Genomic DNA, 12,558 nt, shown 5'->3' on the forward strand with positions numbered 1-12,558 from the left:
TCTCTCGGAGTCATCATGGCGAAGAAAGGCATTGCACCCGCCGTCAATATCGGCATCAGCGACAAAGACCGCAAGAAGATCGCCGACGGGCTGTCCCGCCTGCTGGCCGACACGTACACGCTGTATCTGAAGACCCACAACTTTCACTGGAACGTCACGGGTCCGATGTTCAACACGCTGCATCTGATGTTCGAGACCCAGTACAACGAACTGGCGCTCGCCGTCGATTCGATCGCCGAACGCATTCGCGCACTGGGCGTGCACGCGCCGGGCAGCTACAAGGACTTCGCGAAGCTGTCGTCGATTCCGGAAGCGGACGGCGTGCCGGCCGCCGAAGACATGATCCGCCAACTCGTGGAAGGCCAGGAAGCCGTCGTCCGCACCGCGCGCGAGATCTTCCCGGCGACGGAAGCCGCGAACGACGAGCCGACCGCCGACCTGCTCACGCAACGCATGCAGACGCACGAGAAGACCGCGTGGATGCTGCGCGCGATGCTGGCCTGAAGCGCTCGGCCTCGACATGACGAAACCCCGCTTTCACGCGGGGTTTTTGCTTTTCGGGCTGATCTAAAATAGCTCGTTGTGAATTTCGCTCCCAGGGTCCGCCATGTTCGCCCGTTTTCCGCTCTACATGCGCCTCGTGCGCCTCGACAAGCCTATCGGCAGCCTGCTGCTCTTGTGGCCGACGCTCAATGCGTTGTGGATCGCGTCGAGCGGCCATCCGTCGCCGATGCTGCTCGTCATTTTCATCGTCGGCACGATATTGATGCGCTCGGCGGGCTGCGCGATCAACGACTACGCGGATCGCGATTTCGACCGCTACGTGAAGCGCACGGCGGAGCGGCCGATCACATCGGGCAAGATCAAGGCGTGGGAAGCCGTGGCGCTCGCGGCGGCGCTCTCGCTCGTCGCGTTCCTGCTGATCCTGCCGCTCAACACGCTCACGAAGGAACTGTCGGTGTTCGCGCTGTTCGTGGCGGGTTCGTATCCGTTCACCAAGCGTTTCTTCGCGATCCCGCAGGCGTATCTGGGCATCGCGTTCGGCTTCGGCATTCCGATGGCCTTCGCCGCCGTGCAGAACCAGGTGCCGATGCTCGCGTGGATCATGCTCGCGGCGAACGTGTTTTGGTCGGTCGCGTACGACACCGAATACGCGATGGTCGATCGCGACGACGACATCAAGATCGGCATTCGCACGTCCGCGCTCACCTTCGGGCGATACGACGTGCTTGCCGTCATGCTCTGCTACGCGATAACGCTCGCGATTTACGTGGGCATCGGCGTCGCGCTGGGCTTCCGCTGGCCCTACTGGCTCGGCTGGCTCGCAGCGGCGGGCTGCGCGGTTTATCACTACGGGCTGATCCGCAATCGTGAGCGCATGGCGTGCTTCGCCGCGTTCAGGCATAACAACTGGCTCGGCGGGATGTTGTTTGCGGGGATTGCATTGCAGTATGCACTGTCGAACTGATCCCGTTCGCGTGGATCGGGTGCCGCAACGTGTGCAACGCACGTTGCGACATCGCGCCGCCCGCTGTTTTATTCCGGCCTGCGAAATGGTCTGAGAACGACAAATTTGTTCACATTGAAGTCTCGCGGTCTTATCTTTTGATAAGTTCGCCAAGTTAGGCAACTAGCTAATCCTTTGGGCGCGTCTGAAAGACGCGTTATACACCGCCCGGCAATTCGATTGCGAACGCGCCGGCCTTCCTTCGACAAGCCAACCGAACGCCGCGGGGTATTTCCGCGCGGCTGCATTCGTTCGTTTGCTTTACTTCCAATGTGTCAGTCATGGGTTTTCTCGCTCGCTTCGATCTAGCCGGACTCGCATCCCGAAACGGAGTCACGCATCTCATCGAGACCGGCTATGGACGAGGCGACTCGTGCCGTGCCGCCTTGGGCGCGGGTTTCGCGAAAGCGCTGTCCTGCGAAATCTTCGAACCGCTCTTCGCCGAAGCGGAACAAAGCGAGCGGCTCAATGTGGTGAACGCGGACAGTCTCACCTTCCTGCGCTCCGATTCGGTGACCGGCGTGCTCGCCGAACAGCGCTGCCTCGTGTTTCTCGACGCACACTATCCGGGCGCGGACCATGGCGGCAAGAGTTACATGAGTCAGGAACACTCTCCGACCGAGCGCCTGCCGTTGCTCGCGGAACTTGAACTCATGCGCGGGCGGGCCAGTGACGCGCTTATCGTGCTGGACGATGTACGCATCTACCGGCGCGAGTTTCAGACAAGCTGCGGGACGCTTCCGGATTGGGCCGAAAACGGCTTCGATCAGGAAGCGGCGTTTCTCGAATTGCTTGCGTCGTTCGACTCCTCGCACACGCTGCACTGGCATTCCGAGGATACGGGCTACGCGGTCCTGTGGCCGCGCGCTTGGGGCGAATACGCGCTGAAAAAATGGGTGCTGCCCGGCGACCAGACGCAGCCGTTCGCGCTCACCCTAGGCGTTCCCGGCACGACCTGCATCTCGCTCAACCGCCGCTTGCTCGACGCTCGTTTCAGCAATCGCTGGCTCGTGGGCAATGGGCTCGATATCGGCGGCGGCAATGACAGCATCGCGCTGTATCGATCGTTGTTTCCGCGTATCGACAGGGTGACGGTCTACGAGTGGGAGCAGGGCGACGCGCAATATCTCGAGAACGTTCAGGACGACAGCTTCGATTTCGTCTATTCCGGGCACTGCCTCGAACACATGATCGACCCGCGTGTCGCGATGCGCCACTGGTTGCGCGTGCTCAAGCCGGGCGGCCATCTCGTCATCACCGTGCCGGACGAGGATCTCTACGAGCAGGGCATGTGGCCGTCCACGTTCAACGGCGACCACAAGCACACGTTCACCCTATACAAGCGGGAAAGCTGGTCGCCCGTTTCGATCAACGTTGTGGATTTGCTGCGCAGTTTCGAGCGCGAAGTCAGCATCAAGAAGGTCGAGCTTCTGGATCACAGTTTCCTGCACGGCATGGAGCGCTACGATCAGACGCGCACCGCATTCTCGGAATGCGGCATAGAATTCGTCGTGCAGAAACTTTGAGAGCGCGGCGCCCTCAAGCCCCGCCCAACTCATCCCCCATCTCTCTCGCCCGCGCTTCTGCCGCGAGCGCGCCGCGCACGATCGCATCCTTCACGCCTTGCGCCTCGAACGATGCGAGCGCCGCCGCCGTCGTGCCGCCCTTCGACGTCACGCGCTCGCGCAGCGCGCTCGCCGGCTCGCCCGATTGCGCGGCCAGTTGCGCCGCGCCGGTGAAGGTCGCGACCGCGAGCGCGCGCCCTTGCTCCTCATCCATACCGAGCTGGCGCGCGGCTTCCTGCATCGCTTCGATGAAATAGAACACGTAGGCCGGGCCGCTGCCGGAGATCGCGGTGACGGCGTCGAGCTTCGCTTCGTCGTCGAACCAGACGGCCGTGCCGACGGCTTCCAGCACTTGCGACGCGAGCGCCTTCGCCGCATCGGCGACGCCAGGCAGCGCGGCGAGCCCCGTCACGCCCATGCCAATCAGCGCGGGCGTGTTCGGCATCGTGCGCACGATCTGCGCGTAGCCGTTCAGCCAGCGCGAAAGATCCGTCGCGCGAATGCCGGCCGCGATGCTGATGATCGTCTGCTTCGACAGATGCGGCGCGAGCGCTTCGGCCACGCTCTTGAGCACTTGCGGCTTCACCGCGAGCACGATCGCGTCGTAGCCGGCGAGCGCTTCGTCGACAGCCGCGCCCGTCGCGATGCCGAACTGCTTCGCCGTGCGCGCGCGCGCTTCGTCGTTGATGTCGATGGCATAGATGTCAGCGGGCGCAGTGCCGCGCTTGATGAGACCGCCGATGAGCGCCGCGGCCATGTTGCCGCCGCCGATGAATGCAATTTTCATGGTTGATGGTGAAGTCAGTTGGTGTAATTGCGCGCGCCGAAAATCGCGGTGCCGATGCGGACCATCGTCGCGCCTTCGAGCACGGCCGCTTCGAGATCGGCGGACATGCCCATCGAGAGCGTGTCGAGATCGAGGCCGTCGGCGCGCAGCGCGTTCATCAGTTCGCGCAGGCGCGCGTGCGGTTCGCGTTGCGCGTCGAGTGTTTCGGCGGGTTCGGGAATCGCCATCAGGCCGCGCAGACGCAAGCCCGGCAGGGCGGCGACCGCATGCGCGAGCGCGGCGGCCTCATCCGGTTCGACGCCGCTCTTCGATGCCTCGCCGCTCACGTTCACCTGCACGCATACGTTGAGCGCGGGCGCGCTTGGCGGACGTTGTGCGGAAAGACGTTCGGCGATCTTCAGGCGATCGATGGAATGCACCCAGTCGAACTGCTCGGCGACGACCTTCGTCTTGTTCGATTGCAGCGGCCCGATGAAATGCCATTCGATCTCGCCGCGCAGATCCGCGAGCTCGGCGATCTTCGCGATGCCTTCCTGCACGTAGTTCTCGCCGAACGCGCGCTGGCCGGCTTCGAAGGCGGCGCGCACGTCGTCGGCGGGAAAGGTCTTGGACACGGCGAGCAGCTTGACGGAATCCGCATCGCGCGACGCTTCGTGCGCCGCCTTCGCGATGCGTTGCCGGACTTCTTCGAGATGTTGGGCGATGGACATGCTTGAGGCTCGGGACGGTCGAGCCGCTCATTATACGAAGCGGCCTCAACCGTACAGCAGATGTTCCAGCAGTTGAATCCAGTGCGTGACGGGCGTCGACGTTCCGCTTTGCAGATGCGCGATGCAGCCGACATTCGCCGACACGATCATCTGCGGTTCCAGCTTTTCCAGCCGGTCGAGCTTCTGATTGCGCAGCGTGTACGAGAGCTTCGGCTGCAAGACCGAATACGTGCCCGCCGATCCGCAGCACAGATGGCTGTCCGCAGGCAGGCGCACTTCTAGGCCGAGCGCGGTCAGCAGATGCTCGACGCGTCCGCGAATCTGCTGCCCGTGCTGCAGCGTGCACGGCGGATGAAATGCGACCGTATGCACGCCGCGCCGCCGCGCGAGCGCGACGAGCTCTTCTTCGTACATCGGCAGGATTTCGGCGAGATCGCGCGTGAGATCGACGATCTTTTGCGCCTTCGCCGAGTACGCCGGATCGTTGCGCAGCAGATGCGCGTATTCCTTGACGGTCGCGCCGCAGCCCGACGCGTTCATCACGATCGCCTCGACGCCGTTTTCGACATACGGCCACCATGCGTCGATGTTGTTGCGCACGTCGTCGAGCGCGTCGTCGTTGTAGCCGAGATGCAGGCGGATCGCGCCGCAGCAGCCCGCGCCCGGCGCCGTGACGATCTCGATGCCGAGCGCGTCGAACACGCGCGCCGTCGCGGTGTTGACGTTGGGCATCATCGCCGGCTGGACGCATCCGGCGAGCATCAGCATCTTGCGTTCGTGCTTGTTGGTCGGCGCGGCGAGCGGGCGCTCGGGCAGCGGAATCTTCGCGCGCAGCTTGCGCGGAAGAATGCCGCGGAACTGCTGACCGAGCTTCATCGCGGGCGTGAAGAGCGTGCTGTTCGGCAGGAAGCTTGCGAGCAGACGCCGTTGCAGACGCTGACGCATCGGCCGCTCGACCTTTTCTTCGACGACCTTGCGCCCGATCTCGACGAGCTTGCCGTATTGCACGCCGGACGGACACGTGCTTTCGCAATTGCGGCAGGTGAGGCAGCGGTCCAGATGCAGTTGCGTGCTGCGCGTGACGGGCGCGCCTTCGAACATCTGCTTCATCAGATAGATGCGCCCGCGCGGCCCGTCGAGCTCGTCGCCGAGCAACTGATACGTCGGGCAGGTCGCCGTGCAGAAGCCGCAGTGCACGCACTTGCGCAGAATGGCGTCGGCTTCGTCGCCATCGGCCGTGCCGCGGATGAAATCGGCGAGATTGGTTTGCATCGATGCGCCTAGAAGTCTGGATACAAACGCGCGCGATTGAAGATGCGCGCCGGATCGAACGCAACTTTCAATCCACGGTGAATTTTCATGAGCGGCGCGGGCAGCGGCGTGAAAACGCCTGCATTGCGATCGTAGGCGGAGCCGGCGCGGAAGATCGTCGCGTGGCCGCCCGCCTGTTTCGCGCTGATGCGCACGGTTTGCGGATCGGTGTCGGTGATCCACCAGCGTTGCGCGCCGCCCCATTCCATCAGTTGCGCGCCCGGCAGATGCAGCGGCTCGGCGATCGACGGCAAAGCGAGCCGCCACAGCGCCGAACGCGGTTCGATGACAGCGAAGAACGGATCGGTCTGTTCGCGCATGCCGATCCAGAATCGGTCGGCTTCGACCGCATCGACGACCTCGCCGCCGAGCGTGTTGCGCGCGGTTTTCACGGCTGCTTCGGCGCCCGCGAGACGCAGCGCGAGCGTGCCGTCGCGCCACGCGCTGCCGCAGATCGGCAGCGGATGCCCGCCCCATTCGTTGAGCTTGCGCACGCCGTCTGTCGCGTGCATGTCGAATTTCAGCGTGGCTTCGGCGACGGGGCGCGGCAGCACCTTGATCGACAGTTCGAGAATCAGGCCAAGCGTGCCGAGCGATCCGGCGAGCAGGCGCGACACGTCATAGCCCGCGACATTCTTCACGACTTGCCCGCCGAAGTGCAGCACTTGTCCGTGGCCGTTCATGACGACCGCGCCGAGCACGAAGTCGCGCGGCGCGCCGGTCCATGCGCGTCGCGGGCCCGCAAGCCCCGCGGCGATGCAGCCGCCGAGCGTCGCGTTGCGCCCGAAATGCGGCGGCTCGAACGGCAGCATCTGATTATGCTCACGCAGCGCCGCTTCGATTTCGGCGAGCGGCGTGCCGCTTCGAGCGGTGATGACGAGCTCCGCCGGATCGTACGCGATGATGCCGCGATACGCCCGCGTGTCGAGGATCTCTCCCTGGAGCGTCTGACCGTACCAGTCCTTCGTGCCGCCGCCGCGGATACGCAGCAGCGTGCCGGTTTCTGTGGCGCGGGCGATCCTCTCCGACCAGCCGGCGACGACGTCGTCCTGTTCCATGGGTGTTCCGCTCTCGAATTCTGGTTTTCTATGGCAGTCCGGTCGATTGTACCGGCCGCTTAACGGCGCCACACGCGGGGAAACGTGGATAGCGGAACGCGTTCTCCCGGCTAGAAGCGCGGCAACTCGGGGTGCGGCAACAGGCCGCCGCGCACGTGCATCTTGCCGTATTCGGCGCAGCGCGCGCGCGTCGGAATGCCCTTGTCGGGGTTGAGCAGACCCGGCGGATCGAACGCGCGCTTCACGGCGAAGAACGCGTCGCGCTCTTCGGGCGAGAATTGCACGCACATCGAATTGATCTTCTCGATGCCGACGCCATGCTCGCCCGTCACCGTGCCGCCGAGTTCGACGCACGCCTCCAGGATGTCGCAGCCGAACGCTTCCGCGCGATGCCACTCGTCAAGATCGTTGCCGTTGAAGAGAATCAGCGGATGCATGTTGCCGTCGCCCGCATGGAACACATTGATGCAACGCAGCGCGTACTTCTTCTCCATCTCTTCGATGCGCGCGAGCAGCGGCCCGATCGCGCGGCGCGGCACGGTGCCGTCCATGCAGTAATAGTCCGGCGAGATGCGGCCCGCCGCCGGAAAGGCGTTCTTGCGGCCCGACCAGAACTTGAGGCGCTCGGCTTCTGAACGCGAGATCTGGATGCGCGATGCGCCGTGTTCGCGCAGCACCGCCGTCATGCGGACGATTTCCTCGGCGACTTCATCGTGCGTGCCGTCGGATTCGCATAGCAGGATCGCGGCGGCGTCGAGATCGTAGCCCGCGTTGACGAATTCCTCGACGGCGCGCGTCGCGGGCTTGTCCATCATTTCGAGTCCGGCCGGGATGATGCCCGCCGCGATGATCGCGGCAACCGCGTTGCCGCCTTTCACGACATCGTCGAAGCTCGCCATGATGACTTGCGCGGTCTGCGGCTTCGGAATCAGCTTGACGGTGATCTCCGTGACGATCGCGAACATGCCTTCACTGCCGATCATCACCGCGAGCAGATCGAGGCCGGGCGCATCGGGGCCGAGCGAGCCGAATTCGATGACATCGCCGTCCATCGTCACCGCGCGCACGCGCAGGACGTTGTGAACCGTGAGCCCGTATTTCAGGCAGTGCACGCCGCCCGAGTTTTCGGAGACGTTGCCGCCGATCGTGCACGCAATCTGCGACGACGGATCGGGCGCGTAGTAAAGGCCGAACGGCGCGGCGGCTTCCGAAATGGCGAGATTGCGGACGCCCGGTTGCACGGTCGCCGTGCGCGCGTACGGATCGACCTCGATGATCTTCCGGAAGCGCGCGAGCGACAGCACGATGCCGTGGCGGATCGGCATCGCGCCGCCGGAGAGGCCAGTGCCCGCGCCGCGCGGAACGATCGGCACGGCGAGACGCGCGCAGATCTGCACGACGCGCTGCACCTGCGCTTCAGTTTCAGGCAGCGCGACGGCGAGCGGCAAACGCCGATACGCGGCGAGGCCGTCGCATTCGTACGCGGCCGTGTCTTCCTCGCGAAAGAGCAGACAGTGCGTCGGCAGCACGGCCATCAGCGCCTGCACGACTTCACGCTGACGCGCGGCGAGCTGATCTTCGGTCAGCGCGGGCGCGTCTTCGTGCGGCAGATTCGGCGACATCTGCTCGGCTTTGAGCTCGTCGGGTGCGTTCACGTCTCCTCCTTGTTCGATGACCGCGCGGTCGGCGCCGCGTCTTCATGCGTGCATCTTGCGCGACTTCGTCAGCCTTCGAAAGCGAAGATTTTCCCCGGATTCATCAGATTCTTCGGATCGAGCGCCTGCTTGATGGCACGCATCGTGTCGACGGCGTCCTCGCCGTGTTCGTCGATCAGAAAGCCCATCTTGTGCAGCCCGACGCCGTGTTCGCCGGTGCAGGTGCCGCCCATCCTCAGCGCGCGTCCGACGATGAGCCGATTGATGCGCTCGGCTTCTTCGAGCTCTTCGGGCTTGGCCGGATCGAGCAGCATCGCGACGTGGAAATTGCCGTCGCCCACATGCCCGACGATCGGACTCGGCAAGTACGAGCCTTGCAGGTCCTTCTCCGTTTCCTCGACGCATTCGGCGAGGCGCGAGATCGGCACGCAGACGTCGGTCGTGACGGCGCGGCAGCCGGGCTTCAGTTGCAGCATCGCGAAGTAGGCGGAATGGCGCGCGTTCCAGAGACGGCTGCGATCTTCGGGGCGCGTCGCCCACTCGAAGTCCTCGCCTTTGTTTTCCGCGACGATGTCCTGCACCGTCTGCGCCTGTTCCGCGACGCCGGATTCGGTGCCGTGGAATTCGAAGAACAGCATCGGCGATTCGCGCAGCGTCAGATTCGAATGCTTGTTGATGGCGCGCACGGCGAGCTTGTCGACGAATTCGACGCGCGCGATCGGCACGCCCATCTGAATGGTTTCGATGACGGCGCGCACGGCGTCGCCCATCGACGGAAACGCGCACACGGCCGCCGAAATCGCTTCGGGTTGCGGATAGAGGCGCACGGTGATTTCGGTGATGACGCCGAGCGTGCCTTCCGAGCCGACGAAAAGACGCGTGAGGTCATAGCCCGCCGACGATTTGCGCGCGCGCGTGCCGGTTTTGATGACGCGGCCATCGGCGAGGACGACGGTTAGCGCGAGGACGTTTTCGCGCATCGAGCCGTAGCGCACGGCGTTGGTGCCGGAGGCGCGCGTCGCGGACATGCCGCCGATGCTCGCGTCCGCGCCCGGATCGATCGGAAAGAAGAGGCCGGTGTCTTTGAGCGCTTCGTTCAGTTGCTTGCGCGAGATGCCGGGCTGCACGGTGACGGTGAGGTCTTCGGCGTTGATCGAGACGACCTGGTTCATCTCCGACAAATCGATGGAGACGCCGCCTTGCACCGCGAGGAGATGGCCTTCGAGCGACGAGCCGTTGCCGTAGGGGATGATCGGGACGTCGTGTTCGGCGCAGAGCTTGACGATGGCTTGCACTTCGTCGGTGCTGCGCGCGAAGACGACGGCATCGGGAAGTTGCGGATCGAACGGCGATTCGTCGCGGCCGTGGTGTTCGCGCACCGCTTGCGCAGTGGAGACGCGGTCGGCGAATTGCTGCTTCAGGGCATCGAGAAGCGCGGCGGGGAAGGGGCGTTTCTGAAGCGCCTGATGTTCGGTCGGGTGATTCACGTGCGTGTCTCCGGGCGGTGCGGCTTTGGTTTCTGTTCTGGGCGTGGCTTTGTATCTCATTTTACGCCGTCGGGGAGCCGGTCGGCGCCGCGGGCTTCGCGCGGAGGCGCGTGCCTATAATGGGTCGGGGTTTTTGTCCGCTTTTCAGGAGTCGATGATGGGTCACCGCTTGAGCAAGATCGCCACGCGTACCGGCGATGATGGAACGACGGGTCTTGGCGATGGAAGCCGCGTTTCCAAGGACGATGCGAGGATTGCTGCAATCGGGGATGTGGATGAGTTGAATTCGTGTATCGGCGTTTTGCTTTGTGAGCCGATGCCTTCAGATGTGCGCGATGCTTTAACTCGGATCCAGAACGATTTGTTCGATCTCGGCGGCGAGTTGTCGATTCCGGGGCATTCGATGATTCAGGAATCGCATCTCGCTCAACTAGACGCGTGGCTGGAGGAGTACAACGCGACATTGCCGCCGCTCAAGGAATTTATTTTGCCGGGTGGGTCAAGGGCGGCGGCGCTGGCGCATGTTGCGCGCACTGTCTGCCGTCGGGCAGAGAGGGCTATTGTCGCGTTGCGGCGCATTGAAACTGCTGGGGTTAATGAGGCGCCGCGGAGGTATGTGAATCGGTTGTCGGATTTGATGTTCGTACTGGCGAGGATCTTAAACCGTGCTGACGGTGGCGAGGATGCGTTGTGGCGGCGCTAGGTCTTGAGCATGTACGTACCTCGTTACCAGTTCATCTATCGATTCATGAAGCGGAGCGGGCGAATCAACTGCATGCTGATTTGCGTTTCACCTATGCGGAAATACTTGGCATGTTAGCTTCGCGGGGCAGTGAGCGTTTTTTCAGATTGGCTGGGTCTTGCTCAGTCAAGAAAAATTCTTCGTCCTTGTATCGTTGAAGGCAAATATTAATGTTGCACTCTGCCAAGATTGCCGAAAATCAACTCTCCGGACAGTTGAGTCGCGCATAAAAATCAAACTGTACGAAGATCATGCGATTTATTTAACTAACTTTAAGGCGCGATTGAGGCATCAGATCCCGTTTTGAAAAAGGATCTTTAGGCGAGGTGCGAATTATCTTTTTCCGCACCTCCGCAAGAGTAGAGTTACTAGTTTCCTCCACCCCTCACAACCCGCCGCTGCTTGACCGCTTCCGCCAGTCCTTCAAGCACGCCGACACTCTCATCCCACCCGATACAGGCATCGGTAATACTCTGCCCGTACGTCAACTCGCACCCTTCCTTCAAATCCTGCCGCCCGGCAACGAGATGCGATTCCACCATCACGCCGACAATCCGCTCATCTCCAGCCGCAAGCTGCTTACCAATATCCTCACAAACCGGAATTTGATTCTCATGCTTCTTCGAGCTATTAGCATGACTCGCATCGATCATCAGACGCGCCGCCAACCCCGCCTTCCCGATATCCGAGCAAGCCGCATCCACACTCGCAGCATCATAATTAGGCGCTTTCCCTCCGCGCAAAATGATATGGCAATCCTCATTCCCCGCGGTAGAAACGATCGCCGAATGCCCGCCCTTGGTCACTGAAAGAAAATGATGCGGCTGCGAAGCCGCCTTAATCGCGTCGACGGCGATCTTTACATTTCCGTCAGTGCCATTCTTGAACCCAACAGGACACGACAGCCCCGAAGCCAATTCCCGATGAACCTGCGATTCCGTCGTCCTAGCCCCAATCGCCCCCCACGAAATCAAATCGGCGATGTACTGTGGGCTAATCATGTCGAGGTATTCGGTCCCAGCCGGCAGCCCAAGCTCATTGACATGCATGAGCAATTCCCGCGCAGCCCTCAATCCATCATTAATCTTGAAGCTGTTATCCATATACGGATCGTTGATGAGCCCCTTCCATCCAACGGTGGTACGCGGCTTTTCGAAGTACACGCGCATCACGATCTCAAGCTCACCCGCAAAGCGACGACGCTGCTCGATCAGCCTCCCCGCGTATTCCATAGCGGCCTTGGGATCATGAATCGAGCAAGGCCCGATGATGACGATCAGCCGGTCATCCATCCCATGAAGAATGCGGTGCATCGACTGCCGTGCGTTATAGATCAGCTCCGAAACCGGCTCGGCGCAAGGGAATTCGCGGATCAGATGCGCGGGCGGGGTCAGCTCTTTCAGTTCACGGATACGAACGTCATCGGTATTGTGCGGGGGCATGTCGGTTCTCCAGCGGCAGCGTGCGAATCAAACTATGAGACGAAAAAAAACCGCCAGACTCGCTGGCGGTTTTTTCGGGAATTCGGTCTTTCAACCTGTGTACGACTCACCCTCTCGATCCGCCAGCGGTCTGAGATGCCAAAAAAAATAAAAATAAAACTTGGCGGACATGATGGATCGAAGGCGTGTCAAAAAAGTTGTGACTGCTTTTATAACCTCAAACGCACGGCGTTGACAACCCCGCAGCTACGAGAACGCGGACAATCCGCATCGGATCATGCGGCGACACCGCAA

The 12,558-nt window shown here is 62.4% G+C and carries 11 protein-coding genes; 4 read left to right on the plus strand and 7 right to left on the minus strand.

The genetic code is table 11. From position 1 onward, the window contains the following. The first annotated feature begins 15 nt into the window (after positions 1-15). The 3 genes from NCS00_RS02395 (at position 16) to NCS00_RS02405 (ending at position 3,033) form a co-directional block, all read left to right on the plus strand. A complete protein-coding gene (locus NCS00_RS02395; RefSeq protein WP_008351500.1) occupies positions 16-504 on the plus strand; it encodes a Dps family protein in 489 nt (162 codons plus the stop codon). Positions 505-607: 103 nt separating this feature from the next. Then, complete coding sequence (ubiA, locus tag NCS00_RS02400; protein WP_008351498.1) at positions 608-1,468, plus strand: 4-hydroxybenzoate octaprenyltransferase; 861 nt, start codon at positions 608-610, stop codon at positions 1,466-1,468. Positions 1,469-1,788: 320 nt separating this feature from the next. Then, on the plus strand, positions 1,789-3,033 hold the full coding sequence (locus tag NCS00_RS02405) for a methyltransferase domain-containing protein (RefSeq protein WP_174447709.1): 1,245 nt from the start codon (positions 1,789-1,791) through the stop codon (positions 3,031-3,033). Between the two features lie 13 nt (positions 3,034-3,046). Here NCS00_RS02405 and proC read toward each other — a convergent pair whose 3' ends face one another. The 6 genes from proC to NCS00_RS02435 all read right to left on the minus strand — a co-directional run bounded on the left by proC (position 3,047) and on the right by NCS00_RS02435 (position 10,080). After that, a complete protein-coding gene (gene proC / locus NCS00_RS02410; protein WP_008351495.1) occupies positions 3,047-3,859 on the minus strand; it encodes a pyrroline-5-carboxylate reductase in 813 nt (270 codons plus the stop codon). Positions 3,860-3,873: 14 nt separating this feature from the next. Then, positions 3,874-4,569: a YggS family pyridoxal phosphate-dependent enzyme gene (locus tag NCS00_RS02415; protein ID WP_034470643.1), complete on the minus strand. Its 696-nt coding sequence runs from the start codon at positions 4,567-4,569 to the stop codon at positions 3,874-3,876. A 45-nt stretch (positions 4,570-4,614) separates the two neighbouring features. Continuing rightward, the gene (gene glcF / locus NCS00_RS02420; RefSeq protein WP_008351491.1) at positions 4,615-5,841 is read right to left on the minus strand and encodes a glycolate oxidase subunit GlcF; all 1,227 of its coding nucleotides are present in this window, start codon (positions 5,839-5,841) and stop codon (positions 4,615-4,617) included. Between the two features lie 8 nt (positions 5,842-5,849). Further along, entirely contained in the window at positions 5,850-6,938 is a 1,089-nt protein-coding gene (gene glcE, locus NCS00_RS02425; protein ID WP_008351489.1) for a glycolate oxidase subunit GlcE, read from the minus strand. A gap of 110 nt (positions 6,939-7,048) precedes the next feature. After that, on the minus strand, positions 7,049-8,560 hold the full coding sequence (locus tag NCS00_RS02430) for an FAD-linked oxidase C-terminal domain-containing protein (RefSeq protein ID WP_033536577.1): 1,512 nt from the start codon (positions 8,558-8,560) through the stop codon (positions 7,049-7,051). A 101-nt stretch (positions 8,561-8,661) separates the two neighbouring features. Then, the gene (locus NCS00_RS02435; protein ID WP_034470645.1) at positions 8,662-10,080 is read right to left on the minus strand and encodes an FAD-binding oxidoreductase; all 1,419 of its coding nucleotides are present in this window, start codon (positions 10,078-10,080) and stop codon (positions 8,662-8,664) included. Between the two features lie 157 nt (positions 10,081-10,237). Here NCS00_RS02435 and NCS00_RS02440 point away from each other — a divergent pair, with 157 nt between their 5' ends. Further along, entirely contained in the window at positions 10,238-10,783 is a 546-nt protein-coding gene (locus NCS00_RS02440) for a cob(I)yrinic acid a,c-diamide adenosyltransferase (protein WP_034470800.1), read from the plus strand. A gap of 407 nt (positions 10,784-11,190) precedes the next feature. Here the strand turns inward: NCS00_RS02440 and aroG are convergent, their stop codons facing one another. Then, entirely contained in the window at positions 11,191-12,264 is a 1,074-nt protein-coding gene (aroG, locus tag NCS00_RS02445) for a 3-deoxy-7-phosphoheptulonate synthase AroG (protein ID WP_034470648.1), read from the minus strand. Between the last annotated feature and the right edge of the window lie 294 nt (positions 12,265-12,558).

It is taken from the genome of Caballeronia sp. AZ1_KS37, from assembly GCF_023631165.1.
In the GTDB taxonomy this organism is placed as follows: Bacteria; Pseudomonadota; Gammaproteobacteria; order Burkholderiales; family Burkholderiaceae; genus Caballeronia; species Caballeronia zhejiangensis.